Source organism: Acinetobacter sp. TR3, assembly GCF_027105055.1.
Lineage (GTDB): Bacteria > Pseudomonadota > Gammaproteobacteria > Pseudomonadales > Moraxellaceae > Acinetobacter.
The window spans coordinates 3,025,411-3,041,420 of the sequence record NZ_CP114264.1; the positions used below are offsets into that span (position 1 = coordinate 3,025,411).

Consider the following 16,010-nt stretch of genomic DNA (forward strand, 5'->3'; position numbering starts at 1 on the left):
TTGACGCTAAAATCCATATCTAACTAAAAAGTATATTGAGAATGGATGATGTCTTTAAGTCGTATTCGCCTTGCTACCCTACATGACAAAGTGATGAGTGCAGAGCAAGCTGCTCGCTTTATTGAAAATGATATGACGGTTGGTATGAGTGGTTTTACTCGTGCTGGAGAAGCAAAAGCTGTTCCGCAAGCACTGGTTGAACAAGCCAAAAAAAATCCATTAAAAATCACGTTAATTACAGGTGCAAGCCTCGGTAACGACTTAGACAAACAATTGACCGAAGCAGGTGTACTTGCTCGTCGTATGCCATTCCAAGTTGATAACACATTACGTCGTGCAATCAACAACGGCGAAGTGATGTTCATTGACCAGCATTTATCTGAGACTGTAGAGCAAATGCGTAATCAGCAGCTCAAACGTCCTGACATTGCTGTGATTGAAGCCGTTGCAATTACAGAAGATGGTCATATCGTACCAACAACCTCTGTAGGCAACTCAGCAAGTTTTGCAATTTTTGCTGAAAAAGTGATTGTAGAAATCAACACCTCTCTCAGCGAAAACTTTGAGGGCTTACACGATATTTACATCCCGACTTATCGCCCAACACGTACCCCACTTCCATTAACCCAAGTGGATGACCGTATCGGTTCAACTGCAATCCAAATTGACCCAGCAAAAATCGTAGGCATCGTTTTTAATAATACGGCCGACTCACCTTCAACTGTGACTGCGCCTGACGATGAAACTCAAGGGATTGCAAATCACCTCATCGCTTTCTTTGAAAAAGAAGTTGCAGCAGGTCGTTTAGCGAAAAACCTAGGTCCTTTACAGGCAGGTATTGGTTCAATTGCAAATGCAGTTTTGACTGGTCTTAAAGATTCCAACTTTGAAGATTTGGTCATGTATTCTGAAGTATTACAAGACTGTACTTTTGAATTGATTGATGCTGGCAAAATGAAATTCGCGTCTGGTAGCTCAATTACGCTCTCTGCACAATGTGGCGAGCGCGTATTTGGCAATCTTGAACACTACAAAGATAAATTAGTATTACGCCCACAAGAAATTTCTAACCATCCTGAAATCGTACGTCGTTTAGGTATTATTGGAATTAATACCGCACTCGAATTCGATATTTACGGCAACGTGAATTCTACGCATGTTTGCGGTACAAAAATGATGAATGGTATCGGCGGTTCAGGTGATTTTGCGCGTAATGCTCACCTTGCAATCTTTGTTACCAAGTCAATCGCAAAAGGTGGTGATATTTCATCAATCGTACCAATGGTAAGCCACGTTGATCACAATGAGCATGATGTTGACATTCTGGTAACTGAAGTTGGTTTAGCAGATTTACGTGGCTTAGCACCTCGTGAGCGTGCACGTGTGATTATTGACAACTGCGTACACCCACTCTATCAAGCTGCACTCAATGACTACTTTGATCGTGCATGTGAACGTGGTGGACATACGCCGCATATTCTTCGTGAAGCGTTGTCATGGCATTCTAACTTTGAAGAAACTGGTCATATGTTAGAAAATAAGACGATTGCTAAATCTGCTTAATTCCACCTGACCAAATAAAAAAGCATGTTTCGACATGCTTTTTTATTTGTTTATTTCGATGCTGGCAACCGCCCCACTCTCAACAAAATAGGAAATGAAACATTAATCGTGTGCTGACTCAAAATAATCTGCTTTAAACTGTCCAATGGATTCAGATTGAGCTGTTTCTGATAATGTTTGATCGCAGACCATGTATTTAGATAATCCCACAATTGCTGCCCTGTCCATGCCAGGTCGATCTGAAAACTAGGCATAATGATTTCATCAAACGGAAATGGAATACTTTGATAGTGCTCATCAATATAGCTTCGCTCAGCATCCCAAAAACCATTTAAAGTCTCGGTATAGAGCTGAATGATTTTCTGATTTAGCTCGATATCTTCAAGTTGCAACAAGCCATAACCAATCACCGCAAAAATACCATCTGGTTTTAATGTTCGTTTGACTTCAGCATAAAACTTTTCAAAATCGAACCAATGAATGGCTTGAGCCACTGTAATAAAGTCAAAATATTGATTAGGGAAAATCGTATCCTCTGCGGCTTGCTGTAAATACTGCACATTAGCAAATCTAGGAGCTTGATCGAGCTGATTTTGACTGAGATCTGTGGCAATCACATCTTGAAAATATGGTGCAAGCAACTGCGTCAGTTGTCCTGAGCCTGCGCCACAATCCCATGCATGTACAGGTGTTTTGATCTGTGCCAATAGCGCTTCAATCATCAGTTTGGGATAACTTGGACGTGCTTGTTGATAAAGTTCACTCTGCTCAGAAAATAAGTCTTTCATAATGCTTTTTCTTAAAGTTTTCGACTAAGCATAAATATAGCAAAATATTTTAGATATAAAAAAAACCCTAAACTAAAGTTTAGGGTTTTTCAAATATGGTGGCGGGACCCAGGATCGAACTGGGGACACACGGATTTTCAATCCGTTGCTCTACCGACTGAGCTATCGCGCCAATGGAGTGTATTAAGCCGTATCTCAGCCCAATAGTCAATAATTATCATGAACTTTCGATTTGATTGCCCATTTTTCACGCAATCAATTTTGGGTAAAAAAAATCCCCGATGGGATCGGGGATTGAAAATACAAATTATGGTGGCGGGACCCAGGATCGAACTGGGGACACACGGATTTTCAATCCGTTGCTCTACCGACTGAGCTATCGCGCCAAAGTGGGCGTATTAAACAATGTTTACCCACGTGCGTCAAGCAAATTTGTGGATTTTTCTATCAAACGTCTAATTTTACTGCAAATCGCAAACCCATAAGACTTTAATTCTAGATTTTGCCCAAATGCGATAAACAACGATGAATTGCACCACAGCCTGGCTCAAATTGCTTTACACCTTGTTCCTCTTCCATACGGCAAACTTCTTCAACTAGGCGTTCTGCAACTCCACGTCCACGGTTAGACGGATGTACCACAATATATTCCAAAACTCGGCTTTCACCTTGTCCTGTTGCCCAAATTGCACCTATAATTTTGGTGTTAAATTCAGCAGTATAAACTGTGGTATATTGTTGTAGATTTTGTGCAAGTTGCTCCATTGCATCTTGCCCATCACCAAACTCTGGGCTGGTATCGTAGAGTCGCTCGAGCTGAGTACGAATTCCTAGATTATCTAGAGAACTGTAAGCATGTACGGTAATAGGCATTGATTAACCCTCCTGAGCAAACTATGATGCTGTCACTTTTTCGTCACAGCGAAATATTGGTTTTTAATTCAATCATTTTTGACGTTTTTTGAGGAACGTGTCCATGACGCAACGTATCAGTGAAGTGGTAAGAAATACCAACGAAACCAAAATTCGAGTTCGTCTCAATCTCGATGGTACAGGTCAAGGCACACTGAACACTGGAGTTCCATTTTTAGACCATATGATTGATCAAATCAAGCGCCATGGTCTATTTGATATCGATATTCATTGCGATGGCGATCTAGAAATTGATGATCACCACACAGTTGAAGATTGTGGAATCACCTTGGGGCAAGCCTTTGCACAAGCTTTAGGTGATAAAAAAGGCTTACGTCGTTATGGGCATTTTTATGCACCATTAGATGAAGCACTTTCTCGTGTTGTTGTTGATCTATCAGGTCGCCCAGGCTTGTTTATGGACATTCCATTTACTCGCGCTCGCATTGGAACATTCGATGTCGACTTATTTTCAGAGTTTTTCCAAGGTTTTGTCAATCATGCATTAATGACATTGCATATTGATAACTTGAAAGGCAAAAATAGTCATCACCAGATTGAAAGTGTCTTTAAAGCATTAGCTCGTGCATTACGTATGGCATGTGAGATTGATCCACGCGCAGAAAATACCATTGCTTCAACAAAAGGTAGCCTGTAATGACGCGTATTGCTTTACTTGATTATGGTATGGGTAATTTGCACTCTGCAGCAAAAGCTTTAGAACATGTCGGTGCAACAGTTGATGTGACCAATGACCCAAAGCTGATCGCCAAAGCAGATAAAATTGTATTTCCTGGTGTGGGTGCAATGCGTGATTGTATGCAAGGCATGCATGAAGCAGGCATTGATGAAGTAGTACGTCAAGCAGCATTTAACAAGCCTGTTTTAGCAATTTGCGTAGGGATGCAAGCACTACTACAAAGCTCTGAAGAAAATGGTGGCGTAGATGCTTTGGGTATTTTTGAGGGTGTTGTTAAACACTTTCCTGAAATTCCAAACTTAAAAGTACCTCACATGGGCTGGAATCAAGTCCATCAATTAGATCCAAGCCATCCAATGTGGAACAACATTGAACAAGATGCGCGTTTCTATTTTGTGCATAGTTATTATGTTGAACCAAAAGATTCTGCCATCACTGCGGCAACCTGTGATTATGGCGTGAATTTCTGTACCGCGATTCACAAAGACAATTTGTTCGCGACCCAATTCCATCCTGAGAAAAGTCATACGGCTGGTTTACAGTTGTTAAAAAACTTTGTTGAGTGGAAGATCTAACCCATTCCGATCACAGATCAAACGTCGTGTACCGTTTGATCTGTTTCAAATAAGAACAACTATCATTTTCTAATTTCTTCTTTATAATTCTTGTATATACATTTTTTAAATTTAAACAACCATATAAAAACACTTCATTTAGGTTATATACAATGAATTCATCTATTCAACAAACAATCGCTGATAACCCTTTGCGCCCACTAGGTCGTTTTAGTCGACTGTCCTATTTGGGATGGTCATTTATGATGACGCTTATCTTTTTAATTATTGCGATCATTCCTCTTATTTTTTCAGCAAGCTTGTTGGATAAAAATACATCCGAAGGAGCTAACACTGTAAGCATAATCTTTATACTAACACTCAGTCTAATTACTCTTACTTTTTACTATCTTTCAATTGTTTTCATGATTCGTCGCCTGCATGACTGCAATCGAAGTGCGTGGTTGGCATTATTGATCATCGTCCCTGTCATCAATTTATTTTTTATTCTCTATTTATTATGTGCCAAAGGTACAGAAGGTCCTAATAATTTTGGACCAGTTCGAGAAACCAAGGGTTGGGAAAAAGTTTTAGGTTTAATTAGTGCCGTTTTATTCCCCCTAAGTATGGTTGCCAACATTTTAATGTGGATGGCATCAATGTCTGCTCCTCATTAGTTTTCAAAAAATGAACCAACCTAGATCAGATAAAGTCTAATCAAACTGAATCTATAAGATTTAAAAGCCAAGTTTTCTCACTTGGCTTTTTCATTGCCACAAAACCGTATAAGCTCAAGCAAAAGTTTTGAGTTTCAGAAAATGGAAATGCAGCAAGCAACAGCGCTTTTAAGCAAAGAACAAATCCGTACATTACCTGCATTTCAAAACCTAAGTGCTGAAAATATTTTAGTGATTCAAACACTCGAACAATGCATGGCAATTCAAACTGAACTTCACGCCCTTGCTGTGTTCGGATTTGATACCGAATCTAAACCGACCTTCAAAGTCGGTGAGAAATCTACAGGCCCCCATTTAATTCAACTTTCAACACATGAAAAAGCCTATCTGTTCCAAGTAAAGCCTGACATTCTTAATTTCTTAAAGCCTATTTTAGAAAATGAACATCAACTCAAAGTTGGTTTTGGTTTAAAAAATGATGTGAGTAGTTTTCGCCGTAAAGGGATTGAACCCAAATCACTGATTGAACTTTCCAAGAGTTTTTCGAGTTTTGGTTATAACACTCAAGTCGGTGTACAAACTGCGATTGCTCTACTTTTCCAACGCTATTTTGTCAAAAACAAAAAAATCAGCACTTCAAACTGGTCTGTCAAACAGCTAAGTCCTCAACAAATCAATTATGCTGCCGCTGATGCTTATGCTGCATTGTTGATATACCAATACCTATATCATCAGCAGTTACTACCTCCTCAAATTCAACAACAAATAGTAAGAATACTTCAAGGTTCAGCAGACAAGGCTTAGCGATTGATCAATACTTTGTTAATATATCGCCAATTTAAACTTTATGATGACGCTAGGAGCGAAAGCATGCTAATCATCCCTGCAATTGACCTGAAAGATGGTAAATGTGTTCGTTTAAAACAAGGTCGCATGGAAGACGATACCGTTTTCTCTGATGATCCTGTCGCAACTGCACAACACTGGGTTGATGAAGGCGCACGTCGTTTACATTTAGTTGATTTAAATGGTGCTTTTGCAGGTACGCCAATTCATAAACCTGTGGTGGAAGCGATTGCACGCGCACAGCCAGAACTTCCAATTCAAATTGGTGGTGGTATTCGTTCACTAGAAACGATTGAGCACTATTTGGAAGCGGGTGTATCTTTTGTGATTATTGGCACAAAGGCAGTAAAAGAGCCTGAGTTTGTTGAAGAGGCGTGCAAACGCTTTGCAGGTCATATCATTGTCGGTATTGATGCCATCAATGGTATGGTTGCGACGGATGGCTGGGCAAATGTCACTGACGTGAAAGCAACTGATTTGGCAAAACGTTTTGCTGATGCTGGTGTTTCAAGCATTGTCTATACCGATATTGCACGTGATGGCATGATGCAAGGCGTCAACGTTGAGCAAACTGTTCATTTAGCACAATACTCTGGCTTACCTGTGATCGCTTCAGGTGGTGTAACCAATCTAGATGATGTTCGCAACTTAAAAGGTCAGCAAGGCATTTTAGGTGCAATTACAGGTCGCGCAATTTATGAAGGCACATTAAACCTTCGTGAAGCACAGCTCTTGTTGGATGACAATCGCCTGTAATCTAATGCAAAAGAAGCTATCTTTTAGGTGGCTTCTTTCGCTTTAATACAGAACATTACGAATAAATTTTAATACGCATGTGCCACGATTAACATAACGATAAAGCACATCACTTTTAAAAAGAATCGACTGACCTGCACAAATCACACGAGTTTCATTTTCAAATTCAAGGCTTAATTCACCCTCTAAAACATAAATAAGTTCTTGCCAATCCTTTGAATCAGCTTCAGCACAATACACCTCTCCCACTGCAAGTGACCACCGCCATAACTCAGTTTGGGTATGTGTTGGTACAGCAGCCAAAAGCCTAGCATGACTATCTTGATCTTTTCCGTGCCAAGCAAGCGTATCCACAATAGCCGATTCACTTAGCTCAGGGGCGCTCACAATACGTTTAAAATCGACAGCCAGAACAGCAGCAATCGCATCTAATTTAGCTAAACTAATATTCACTTGGCCTGTTTCCAAGGCAGCAATAGTACGCCGACTCACACCAGCACGATCCGCTAACTCTTGTTGGCTGAGTTGTGATTGATCTCGGAAATAACGAATATTTTTTCCTACATATTGCAGAACAGTTTCAGCTTGGCTCATTTACATCAGCAATTAAATTAACTATAGTGCAATATATTGCACAAAACGCTCAAATAATACAATATGTGCAATATATTGCACTACCATATTAGGTTTGTTGTTGTGACAACTTTATCTCAATCTCCCAAAGCAGCTCAATTTGCACTTATTTTCATTACCATGATTTGGGGTGGAACTTTTCTAGCGGTGCAATACGTCTTGAATTTTAGTAGTCCCATGTTTTTTGTGGGCTGTCGTTTTGCTGTTGCAGCTTTAGCCATCTTGCTCATTTCAATCAAATCAATGCGTGGATTAACTTTAAAAGAAATACTTGCAGGAACGGCAATTGGTATCGTGATTGCGATTGGTTATGGCACCCAAACCATTGCATTACAAACGATTTTAAGTAGTGAATCTGCTTTTTTAACCGCACTGTATGTGCCTCTTGTCCCAATTTTAATGTGGGTTATTTTCCAAAAAAGACCTTCTCTGATGACATGGTTAGGAACTGCACTCGCTTTTACTGGATTAGTGCTTTTAACTGGAAATGGCATCTCCAATATCAGTTTAAGCTATGGACAAACACTGACCTTAATTTGTGCCTTTGTGATTGCGCTAGAAATTATTTTGATTGGTTATTTCGCAGGAAAAGTTAATTTAAGACGAGTCACAGTTATTCAATTGGCTGTTGCATCATTCTTATCATTTGCCAGTATGCCATTGGTTGGCGAACATAATATTCCTAGTTTTTCATGGCAATTAAGCATTCTAGTGATTAGTTTGGGTTTAGCCAGTGCACTGATTCAATTTGTAATGAATTGGGCGCAACGAATGGTCGATCCAACCCGTGCTGCAATTATTTATGCAGGTGAGCCTGTTTGGGCAGGTGTGTTTGGAAGAATCGCAGGCGAGCGATTGCCATTATTGGCTTTATTCGGTGGGTGTTTAGTGGTGCTTGGTGTTTTAGTCAGTGAATTAAAATTCAAAATATTAGAAAAGAAAAAAGAGAGCTGAATAGCTCTCTTTTTATCACCTAGGGTGCTTTCTTTTTAATAATATATGCGGTTGATAATATTCTACTACAGGCATTGGATCATAAAATGGATGTAATAATGCTTTCCACTGCTGATATTCAGGAGATTTCCTAAAACCTTCAGTATGATTTTCAATATGATCCCAAAAGACCATCAAAATATAGCGATGCTGGTCTTCGACATGTTTAATGAGCTGTACAGCATTCAAACCTTCCATTGGATAAATAATCTCTTTCGCAGTTTGAAAGGCTAATTCGAAATCTTCACTTTGATTTGGTTTAATATTCAAATGTACATGTTCAATAATCATGGTTGATCCAATTTATTGATACATTGGCTTATTATCATTTAATGCAATTAAACCTCGAATTGCTCGATATACAATCCACACCCATGCAGCAAAAATCACTAACCCACAAAATATAGTACTTGAGAGTGCGACACCTGCAAAAGCATTGGCATTATCGCCTGTAAAAAACAGAAAGAAAAATGGGATAAATGCAATGATATTCCAAGCCAAATACCACCAAAAAGTCCGAATCTGCCAAGTAAAATGGCTTTCAAAAATCGAACCTTGTACATCACTACGTTTTACATAGTTAATAATCAAAGCAATAATCGCCAATAAACCACCACTAAAAATCGCAATGATATAAAGTACATACAGTACCAAAGTCAAAGTACGATTTGGATCTTGATCAACGGAATAATTCATTTTTATTTATCTCCAAAAACTCCCCTCCCAATCAATAGAACACATTGAGTGGAGAAATTAACCAACATATCAACAATATATGAAAGACTATGGTACAGAAATAAATCTTACGAAACGGTTGTTTGTGTGTTTTATGTCTCAGTTTTTGTTGAGCAAGCCATCCTCCACACCAACCACCCAAAGAATCCACGATATGCAAAGTCTGCTCTGGAATACGTCGATTCCCCAATTGTGCTGCTTCTTTGTCTTGCGCATACAACCAATAACTAACGACATTCATCAAGCTAACAAACAGCAAAGTATACGGCGGCAATAACTTGCTAAAGCTCGCAATCAGCATAAATACAATATAAATCACAATACCAATCTGCATCACTGACCAACGCTTGGCAGATGTCGGCTGAGCAGGTTTACTGTGATGTTCAATTACTTGTGATGCTTTTAAATAAGTTGCTTGCTGAGCGCGATAACGACCGCGCTCATCCAAAATGACCACATATTCCAAGGCACACCCCACAATTGGGCGCGGCCCTGTGCGAGCAAAGTCTTTGATATGGATAAAGACACGATCTTTATGTGCATCATTCGGTTGAATAAAGCCATAGCCTTTATCATCGAACCATTCAACTAAACGCCCTTGATCTCGCATATTCCTACCCTAAACCTAAAACTTGTTGTAAACGGTTTTGTAACATCATGCGCATTTCCATAGGGTCTTTTTGTGAAATATCTTCACCTGTGCGCCCTTCTGCTGCATTTTTCTGTGCGACCTGTAAACGCATACTCCAAAAACGACAAGCAGCCATCGCTAGGAAAATATCCAGACAAGCCAATTCATCTTGTGTCAGTGGACGAATGCTTTGATAAGCACCTAAGAATGCCTCAGCTTTTTCTATATCCAAATGGGCTTGCGGATAAGCTGTACAGAAGTCATTGATACTAATCGCAATATCAAACAGCCACTCATCTTGATTGAGTTCATAAAAATCAAGAATGCCTTGTAATTGTTCACCCTCAAATAAGGTATTATCCCGAAATAAATCAGAATGAATAAAGCCTGTTGGTCGGTTTGGATATGCTTGCGTAATCACTGTAAATAAGTGAAAGACCTGATTTAAAAGTTCTTGATCTGCTTGAATCAATTGAGGACGTAATTGGTTTGCTACTTCAGACCAATATTGATGATTGCGATTAAAATCACGTTCCAAAGGAAAGTCCTGCAAAGCCAAATGCAATTTTGCCTGCGCTTGAGCAATCGCCTGTATTTGTTTAATACTGGCTTCTTCAGGATGTTCCCCCATCAAACGAGGTGCAATCTGGGCAGGTTTATCTGCAATGCTATGAATTGCCTGCCCATTGTATTTTAAGGGCACCGCCACAGGTACGCCTGCCTTACCCAAACAATCCAGTACAGGTACCAGTTCACCTGCCCCCTCAGCATCTAATTCTTCAAAAACCGTTAAAACATAGTGTTTCTGTGATTGATCCACCAAAAAATAATTGGTGTTTTGAATACCGCCTTGGATTGGAATCAGGCCAATTACCGCTAAACCATAAGGCTCAGCGAATGCTTGAACTTCTTCTAAACTCAACGGGGTATAAACCGACATGGAAAACCTGCAAAAAATAGCTGTGAAGTTTGATAGAATACCTGTTCCCTCCATGAAGGTGTAGCACCCCTTTCTTTATTGGCGATTTTTTGGAAAATTTTATGCTCGCAAAACGTATTATCCCTTGCTTAGATGTTGATAATGGTCGAGTCGTCAAAGGCGTTCAATTCCTTGATATTCGTGACGCAGGTGACCCTGTCGAAGTCGCACGTCGCTATAACGAACAAGGCGCCGATGAAATTACCTTTTTAGATATTACTGCTACCCATCATGGACGTGATACGACTTACCGCACGGTAGAACGTATGGCAGAAAGCGTATTTGTACCGTTAACTGTAGGTGGTGGTGTCCGTAAAGTTGAAGATATTCGTTTATTACTAAATGCAGGTGCAGACAAAGTCAGTATCAACTCAGCAGCAGTATTTACGCCTGAGTTTGTTCAAGAAGCTTCGCAACGTTTTGGCGCACAATGTATTGTGGTCGCAATTGATGCAAAAAAAACTGGCGAAAACAAGTGGGAAATTTTCACTCACGGTGGTCGTAAGCCGACAGGAATTGATGCGATTGAATGGGCTGTGAAAATGGCTGACTTCGGTGCAGGTGAGTTGCTGATTACCAGTATGGATGCCGATGGAACTAAAGCAGGTTATGACATTGCCTTGATGCGTCAGATCAATGATCGTGTCAATATTCCGACCATTGCATCAGGTGGCGTGGGCAATTTACAACATTTGGCTGACGGGATTTTGAAAGGTGGCGCAGATGCGGTACTGGCTGCCTCTATTTTCCATTTTGGTCAACATACCATTCCCGAGGCTAAACAATATTTGGCTGAGCAAGGGATTGAAATGCGTCTTTAAACGCGAGTATTACTCAAAAAACCAACCTCTCAAAATCATCGTTTGAGAGGTTTTTTTATTCACTCAACATTTCATCAGACAAAAAAATACCTTGCGGAGCAAGGCATGGAAACTGCGTTTATACAACGCTAGAGGGTAACTGTGAATTTTGTCATTTTGGCAAATTCTATGCATTTCAAATGCTTGAATTAAAATAGCCATAAACTGGACAAAAATATTGACATTAAAAACAGATTTTATTGACAATTCACGACATGAACAACTGAAATATTGTCGTGATTCGTCAAAATCTTGGTGCTTTATTGTCACACTTCGCATTTTCCACTAAGCAACTGATTCTTGTTGCTCCACATCGGCTACAGGTGACGTCACTAACTTTGGTTTTTGCTCGACCCATTTCGCGGGAAAAAACGACTCGATCGCTTGGGTCAATGCTTTTGAAAGTGGCGCAGGTAACGGTAGACCGAGTGGATTGGCTTCTTTTAAATCAGCAGATGAAACCACGCGTGTGCCCATGACATAATCAAACCATGGTCGCGTTACACACCAGTTCGCATCTTGATTCGAATTCATATGATGATCGTAATGCCAAGGAATAGTACGCTTTGCCCAATCAGGTTCAAGATGCGCACGGCGATGTACATAATAATAATTGCCTGCACTATAAACTGCTGCCAACGACATCCCTTTTGAAAAAGGATAAAACGCCACACTGGCAACACCTGCCACAACAGCAAGTGACATTAATTCATTACGTGTACGCCAGCTGTCCAAACCTTCAACATAACAATCATCAGAAAACTCTTGCTTACGAACTTCACGATGATGTGCCCAATGCGATTCCATACTTTTTGGTACAGGACTGTAACGTGGCTGACCCGGACGATGTACACCGTGCAAAATATACTTATGAGCAAACCATTCAAATGCATTTGCAACGGCCAAACCTGCAATAAAACCCTTAATCATAGTTTTCTCCAAATGTTTCCTTATTTTTATTAAAGATATAAATTTTTGTAGGCGAAGTATTGACGATACGATATATTTATATTGACAAAACACGACAGAATAAGGAGTAGACAGGATGTCCCAACTCAAGAACTATACAGGCTCTGTTTATGGCGGATTAGGGCATTTATTAAAAGCCTATTGTGAAGCACAACATATTGCTGTTCCTGAACAATTACAACAAGTTCAAAATCTGGAACGCTTTGATTATGTGATTTGGCGAGACCTACTTGAAGACCTTAATCGTTTAAATCCCAAGACAGGTTTAGGCTTAGAAATTGCAGAGCATGTACAACCTAAACATTTAGGAATTATTGCTTACCTCGCACTATCATGTGAAAACTTGGGCGAAGCATTGGCGCGTTATCATGATTTTCATCGCTTAATTTATGATGGCAGCCCTCTCGTCGTTGAATTTAACCCACCCTACGCATCAATCCGCTGGGAAGCTCCAGAACCCTATCCAACCCAATTAACAGATGAAATTGCAATTGCGCTGATGGTGCAATTCCTTAAGTTATTTATGTCAGGTGAAGATATCAATCTACACGAAGTGCATTTTGTGAATACCGCACCGAAAAACATTACGGTTTATGAGCAATATTTCCGTTGTAAAGTCCGTTTTGATCAGCCTAAAACTCAGCTACTTCTACCTGTTACCGAAGCCTTTAAGCCACTTCGAACAGGCGATCACACTTTACAGCAATTGTTGCTACAACAAGCTCAAGCTTTATTAGATAAGCTTCCCAATTCCACTCAACTCGATCAACGTCTGCAACATGCCATTTTGACAGGATTACAGAAAAACCAATATCAAATCGATTTTATTGCCGAAAAATTAGGATTATCGGTAAGACAATTACAACGCCACTTACAACAGCAAAACACCACCTTTCAGGAACGGGTACAACAAATTCGCTTTATGTTGGCAACTGAATACTTAAAAGATCCGCATCTGAGCCTACAAGAAATTGCCTTGCTACTTTGCTATTCGGAACAAAGTGCTTTTCAACGTGCATTTAAAATTTGGACCAACCAAACACCACAACAATGGCGAAACAACAACATTACTTACAATTCTTAATAAAACTAAAGACACACTAAAGGTTTCAAAACAGATCATTTTTTCCACAACATTTATATAAGAGCTTATGTATCTGTTTGAGTTAATTCACAATTTTTCAAAAGACTTACACATATCCATAATAAATTCTTGGATGCATACTTTTTTATTCTTATAATGAATCGGGTAGTAACAATAAACAAATATTTAGCAGAATTTCTCGGGACTTTTTAGCTGGTTTTTGGTGGTAGTGCTGTGCTTGCCGCTGCATTTCCAGAACTTGGGATCGGCTTCTTAGCTGTGGCACTTGCTTTTGGTCTAACTGTTTTAACGGGTGCTTATGCATTTGGTCATATTTCAGGGGGTCACTTTAACCCTGCTGTCAGTGTAGGCTTATGGGTAGGTGGACGTTTAGAAGCAAAAGATTTAGCGCCTTATATTATTTCTCAATTGATTGATGGAACAATCGCAGCCTTGGTACTTTACATTATTGTGCAAGGTCAAACAGGCTTTGCAAGTAATGGCTATGGGGATTTATCACCTAACCATTTTTCTTTAATCTCCGCTTTTTTAATTGCAGCGGTACTGACTGCATTTTTCCTGATTGTGATTTTAGGATCAACAGATCGTTGTGCGCCTGCTGGTTTCGCACCGATTGCTATCGGTTTAGCATTAACATTGATTCACTTAATTAGTATCCCTGTAACCAATACCTCAGTAAACCCAGCACGTAGTACAGGTGTTGCCTTTTTGCTGAAACTGCGGCACTGAGCCAATTATGGTTATTCTGGGTTGCACCTATTATTGGGGCAATCATTGGGGCGCTTATTTATAAAGTGGTCGGCAACGAGAAAAGCTAAGCTCACATTCCCATAAAAAACAGCCTTTTCAAGAGGCTGTTTTTTATAAAAATGGATTTTCAATTTCTTGTTCTGGCTTACGCTCAATCTGTTCAGGCAAGCTCTCTGCTTCTAACACAATGACCACTTCGTTGATAAAACTTTGTAAAGCTTTCGCTGCCTTTAAACCTGCTTGATCTTTGGTAATTTGTAAGTTGCCATATAAACTGACACAGTCCACTTGATTTTCCAAAGTCAGATCATAAATTGCCGAAGACTGATCGCCTTGTTCAAAAGGTTTAAACATCTTTTCCTCTCATTGTTCTTTTCTGTTTTAGCCTATTTGAGTTAAGCATAATCACTTTAGGATAGCTGCGATATTATCGCAATAATTGTAAAAAAAACTGAACCAATGCTTCAATTAATTGCTTGATTAAAGCATGTTTGGCTTCTTCATCTACTTGCGGTAACTTACTTTCAATCGGTTGTGATTGCCCTGAAGAAAATTGCTGCTGTTGCGCTTGAATACTTGCCGTGGTTGCTTCTTCAGCACATTGACTTTGTCTATCCCAACTCACATAGCTAATTTCTTTATTGGCTTTAACTTGTTGTGCCGATGTAGGCAATTGATAAACATTACGCTTTTGTTGTTCTGTGAGTTGTGGAAATAAATTAATTCCTAACTTTTCTTCTAAATAACAGATGCTCACCACTTTAACCTGTAATGAATCATTATTTGGTGCATAGTACGCACCAATAATCCCCTGTTTAGGTAAATACACTGCCTTATATACAGCAGTCGGTACAATCACACCACTACCAATGGTTTTTAAGCGCTTCGCTTCAAAAATTGGTCCAGTCACGACATAGGCATCTTTATGCTGTTTAGTCACAATAGAGCGTACTGCTTCTTCGAGTTTACGCCAAACTTCCTGATTATTCTTCGGTGATTGCGGCACCATATTGGCTAAAGAAAAGCTATCATGTTGTGCCGCAGTGTTATTCATATCGCCATTCGGCGCCATATGCCCACGATCGTACCCAGAACCACGATAGTCCGCTAACAATGCACGATGCGCAAGCTGTACCCGTGTTTCCTCATGGAAACTGTCTTCACGTTTAATTTTGACACTTAAACGCTCAGGCGTCAGATATTCCGCTGACCACAATGGTGTTTTTGAAATACCTGAATACATCACATTAAAATCATTGAAGCACAAAGCATAACTATCTTTTTTTAGACTTTCTTTTGTAAGTAAAGGAGGAACATCTCGATAAAACTGTTGTAAACAAGCATCATGACTAGATGCTGTAGGCATTAATTTACTAATTTTTTCATTGCCAAAAGCAATCGCAAAACTTCCCGTCGCGATCAAAGCGAGCACAATCTTTCCAACATTTTGGCTCAAAAAAGCAAATGGTGCTTCACTCTTTCTAGTTGTTTTCTTCGCCATAGCTATATCAAAATCAATATGAGCGCGAAGCTTAGCAATTCTAGACTCACGTGTATAT

At 39.7% G+C, this 16,010-nt stretch carries 19 protein-coding genes, 2 tRNA genes and 1 pseudogene; 10 read left to right on the forward strand and 12 right to left on the reverse strand.

The window, feature by feature from the left end:
• The first annotated feature begins 48 nt into the window (after positions 1 to 48).
• The gene (locus tag O1449_RS14505; RefSeq protein ID WP_269230387.1) at positions 49 to 1,563 is read left to right on the forward strand and encodes an acetyl-CoA hydrolase/transferase family protein; all 1,515 of its coding nucleotides are present in this window, start codon (positions 49 to 51) and stop codon (positions 1,561 to 1,563) included.
• A 50-nt stretch (positions 1,564 to 1,613) separates the two neighbouring features.
• Here the strand turns inward: O1449_RS14505 and O1449_RS14510 are convergent, their stop codons facing one another.
• The 4 genes from O1449_RS14510 to O1449_RS14525 all read right to left on the reverse strand — a co-directional run bounded on the left by O1449_RS14510 (position 1,614) and on the right by O1449_RS14525 (position 3,224).
• Positions 1,614 to 2,351 carry a class I SAM-dependent methyltransferase gene (locus O1449_RS14510; protein WP_269229414.1) on the reverse strand — a complete coding sequence of 246 codons (738 nt, stop codon included), beginning with the start codon at positions 2,349 to 2,351 and terminating at the stop codon, positions 1,614 to 1,616.
• Positions 2,352 to 2,447: 96 nt separating this feature from the next.
• Positions 2,448 to 2,523 (reverse strand) — tRNA-Phe (locus O1449_RS14515).
• Between the two features lie 138 nt (positions 2,524 to 2,661).
• Positions 2,662 to 2,737: transfer RNA gene (locus O1449_RS14520), tRNA-Phe, on the reverse strand.
• A 109-nt stretch (positions 2,738 to 2,846) separates the two neighbouring features.
• Positions 2,847 to 3,224: a GNAT family N-acetyltransferase gene (locus tag O1449_RS14525; protein ID WP_018678860.1), complete on the reverse strand. Its 378-nt coding sequence runs from the start codon at positions 3,222 to 3,224 to the stop codon at positions 2,847 to 2,849.
• A gap of 103 nt (positions 3,225 to 3,327) precedes the next feature.
• On the opposite strand from O1449_RS14525, the gene hisB reads away from it, so the two are divergent.
• The 5 genes from hisB (at position 3,328) to hisA (ending at position 6,796) form a co-directional block, all read left to right on the forward strand.
• Positions 3,328 to 3,921, forward strand: a complete 594-nt coding sequence (gene hisB / locus O1449_RS14530) for an imidazoleglycerol-phosphate dehydratase HisB (RefSeq protein WP_000194096.1) — start codon at positions 3,328 to 3,330, stop codon at positions 3,919 to 3,921.
• Entirely contained in the window at positions 3,921 to 4,538 is a 618-nt protein-coding gene (hisH, locus tag O1449_RS14535) for an imidazole glycerol phosphate synthase subunit HisH (RefSeq protein WP_269229412.1), read from the forward strand. Before hisB ends, hisH begins: the two co-directional genes overlap by 1 nt.
• 152 nt (positions 4,539 to 4,690) lie before the next feature.
• Entirely contained in the window at positions 4,691 to 5,194 is a 504-nt protein-coding gene (locus tag O1449_RS14540; protein ID WP_269238668.1) for a DUF805 domain-containing protein, read from the forward strand.
• Positions 5,195 to 5,335: 141 nt separating this feature from the next.
• Entirely contained in the window at positions 5,336 to 5,998 is a 663-nt protein-coding gene (locus O1449_RS14545) for a 3'-5' exonuclease (protein ID WP_269238669.1), read from the forward strand.
• Positions 5,999 to 6,064: 66 nt separating this feature from the next.
• Positions 6,065 to 6,796 (forward strand): 1-(5-phosphoribosyl)-5-[(5-phosphoribosylamino)methylideneamino]imidazole-4-carboxamide isomerase, encoded by a 732-nt coding sequence (gene hisA, locus O1449_RS14550; RefSeq protein ID WP_004659990.1) that lies wholly within the window; start codon positions 6,065 to 6,067, stop codon positions 6,794 to 6,796.
• 42 nt (positions 6,797 to 6,838) lie between these two features.
• Here the strand turns inward: hisA and O1449_RS14555 are convergent, their stop codons facing one another.
• Complete coding sequence (locus O1449_RS14555; protein WP_269238670.1) at positions 6,839 to 7,390, reverse strand: helix-turn-helix domain-containing protein; 552 nt, start codon at positions 7,388 to 7,390, stop codon at positions 6,839 to 6,841.
• A gap of 63 nt (positions 7,391 to 7,453) precedes the next feature.
• Here O1449_RS14555 and O1449_RS14560 point away from each other — a divergent pair, with 63 nt between their 5' ends.
• Entirely contained in the window at positions 7,454 to 8,383 is a 930-nt protein-coding gene (locus O1449_RS14560) for a DMT family transporter (protein WP_442865272.1), read from the forward strand.
• Between the two features lie 15 nt (positions 8,384 to 8,398).
• Here O1449_RS14560 and O1449_RS14565 read toward each other — a convergent pair whose 3' ends face one another.
• Genes O1449_RS14565 through O1449_RS14580 form a run of 4 tightly spaced genes read right to left on the reverse strand, consistent with a single transcriptional unit; the run spans position 8,399 to position 10,728 of the window.
• Entirely contained in the window at positions 8,399 to 8,713 is a 315-nt protein-coding gene (locus O1449_RS14565; RefSeq protein WP_046739925.1) for an antibiotic biosynthesis monooxygenase family protein, read from the reverse strand.
• A gap of 12 nt (positions 8,714 to 8,725) precedes the next feature.
• Complete coding sequence (locus O1449_RS14570; RefSeq protein ID WP_046739924.1) at positions 8,726 to 9,118, reverse strand: DUF4870 family protein; 393 nt, start codon at positions 9,116 to 9,118, stop codon at positions 8,726 to 8,728.
• Positions 9,119 to 9,149: 31 nt separating this feature from the next.
• Positions 9,150 to 9,767 (reverse strand): DUF1294 domain-containing protein, encoded by a 618-nt coding sequence (locus tag O1449_RS14575; RefSeq protein WP_269238671.1) that lies wholly within the window; start codon positions 9,765 to 9,767, stop codon positions 9,150 to 9,152.
• A gap of 4 nt (positions 9,768 to 9,771) precedes the next feature.
• Positions 9,772 to 10,728 (reverse strand): homoserine kinase, encoded by a 957-nt coding sequence (locus O1449_RS14580; RefSeq protein WP_269238672.1) that lies wholly within the window; start codon positions 10,726 to 10,728, stop codon positions 9,772 to 9,774.
• 101 nt (positions 10,729 to 10,829) lie between these two features.
• On the opposite strand from O1449_RS14580, the gene hisF reads away from it, so the two are divergent.
• The gene (gene hisF / locus O1449_RS14585) at positions 10,830 to 11,588 is read left to right on the forward strand and encodes an imidazole glycerol phosphate synthase subunit HisF (RefSeq protein WP_004659983.1); all 759 of its coding nucleotides are present in this window, start codon (positions 10,830 to 10,832) and stop codon (positions 11,586 to 11,588) included.
• A gap of 324 nt (positions 11,589 to 11,912) precedes the next feature.
• On the opposite strand, the gene O1449_RS14590 is transcribed toward hisF, so the two are convergent.
• A complete protein-coding gene (locus O1449_RS14590; RefSeq protein WP_269229405.1) occupies positions 11,913 to 12,557 on the reverse strand; it encodes a sterol desaturase family protein in 645 nt (214 codons plus the stop codon).
• 115 nt (positions 12,558 to 12,672) lie between these two features.
• Between O1449_RS14590 and O1449_RS14595 the strand changes: the two genes are divergently transcribed.
• Positions 12,673 to 13,680 (forward strand): AraC family transcriptional regulator, encoded by a 1,008-nt coding sequence (locus O1449_RS14595; RefSeq protein WP_269229404.1) that lies wholly within the window; start codon positions 12,673 to 12,675, stop codon positions 13,678 to 13,680.
• A gap of 213 nt (positions 13,681 to 13,893) precedes the next feature.
• Positions 13,894 to 14,519: pseudogene (gene aqpZ / locus O1449_RS14600) on the forward strand (aquaporin Z).
• A 43-nt stretch (positions 14,520 to 14,562) separates the two neighbouring features.
• Here the strand turns inward: aqpZ and O1449_RS14605 are convergent.
• A complete protein-coding gene (locus tag O1449_RS14605) occupies positions 14,563 to 14,805 on the reverse strand; it encodes a hypothetical protein (protein WP_269229403.1) in 243 nt (80 codons plus the stop codon).
• Between the two features lie 73 nt (positions 14,806 to 14,878).
• Complete coding sequence (locus O1449_RS14610) at positions 14,879 to 15,952, reverse strand: DNA/RNA non-specific endonuclease (protein WP_269238673.1); 1,074 nt, start codon at positions 15,950 to 15,952, stop codon at positions 14,879 to 14,881.
• Between the last annotated feature and the right edge of the window lie 58 nt (positions 15,953 to 16,010).

What these genes read in the sequence shown, in the direction of transcription:
- O1449_RS14505 (WP_269230387.1), top strand. Translation starts at nt 49, where the DNA reads ATGTCTTTAAGTCGTATTCGCCTTGCTACCCTACATGACAAAGTGATG.
- O1449_RS14510 (WP_269229414.1), bottom strand. Translation starts at nt 2,351, where the DNA reads ATGAAAGACTTATTTTCTGAGCAGAGTGAACTTTATCAACAAGCACGT.
- O1449_RS14525 (WP_018678860.1), bottom strand. Translation starts at nt 3,224, where the DNA reads ATGCCTATTACCGTACATGCTTACAGTTCTCTAGATAATCTAGGAATT.
- hisB (WP_000194096.1), top strand. Translation starts at nt 3,328, where the DNA reads ATGACGCAACGTATCAGTGAAGTGGTAAGAAATACCAACGAAACCAAA.
- hisH (WP_269229412.1), top strand. Translation starts at nt 3,921, where the DNA reads ATGACGCGTATTGCTTTACTTGATTATGGTATGGGTAATTTGCACTCT.
- O1449_RS14540 (WP_269238668.1), top strand. Translation starts at nt 4,691, where the DNA reads ATGAATTCATCTATTCAACAAACAATCGCTGATAACCCTTTGCGCCCA.
- O1449_RS14545 (WP_269238669.1), top strand. Translation starts at nt 5,336, where the DNA reads ATGGAAATGCAGCAAGCAACAGCGCTTTTAAGCAAAGAACAAATCCGT.
- hisA (WP_004659990.1), top strand. Translation starts at nt 6,065, where the DNA reads ATGCTAATCATCCCTGCAATTGACCTGAAAGATGGTAAATGTGTTCGT.
- O1449_RS14555 (WP_269238670.1), bottom strand. Translation starts at nt 7,390, where the DNA reads ATGAGCCAAGCTGAAACTGTTCTGCAATATGTAGGAAAAAATATTCGT.
- O1449_RS14560 (WP_442865272.1), top strand. Translation starts at nt 7,454, where the DNA reads ATGTGCAATATATTGCACTACCATATTAGGTTTGTTGTTGTGACAACT.
- O1449_RS14565 (WP_046739925.1), bottom strand. Translation starts at nt 8,713, where the DNA reads ATGATTATTGAACATGTACATTTGAATATTAAACCAAATCAAAGTGAA.
- O1449_RS14570 (WP_046739924.1), bottom strand. Translation starts at nt 9,118, where the DNA reads ATGAATTATTCCGTTGATCAAGATCCAAATCGTACTTTGACTTTGGTA.
- O1449_RS14575 (WP_269238671.1), bottom strand. Translation starts at nt 9,767, where the DNA reads ATGCGAGATCAAGGGCGTTTAGTTGAATGGTTCGATGATAAAGGCTAT.
- O1449_RS14580 (WP_269238672.1), bottom strand. Translation starts at nt 10,728, where the DNA reads ATGTCGGTTTATACCCCGTTGAGTTTAGAAGAAGTTCAAGCATTCGCT.
- hisF (WP_004659983.1), top strand. Translation starts at nt 10,830, where the DNA reads ATGCTCGCAAAACGTATTATCCCTTGCTTAGATGTTGATAATGGTCGA.
- O1449_RS14590 (WP_269229405.1), bottom strand. Translation starts at nt 12,557, where the DNA reads ATGATTAAGGGTTTTATTGCAGGTTTGGCCGTTGCAAATGCATTTGAA.
- O1449_RS14595 (WP_269229404.1), top strand. Translation starts at nt 12,673, where the DNA reads ATGTCCCAACTCAAGAACTATACAGGCTCTGTTTATGGCGGATTAGGG.
- O1449_RS14605 (WP_269229403.1), bottom strand. Translation starts at nt 14,805, where the DNA reads ATGTTTAAACCTTTTGAACAAGGCGATCAGTCTTCGGCAATTTATGAT.
- O1449_RS14610 (WP_269238673.1), bottom strand. Translation starts at nt 15,952, where the DNA reads ATGGCGAAGAAAACAACTAGAAAGAGTGAAGCACCATTTGCTTTTTTG.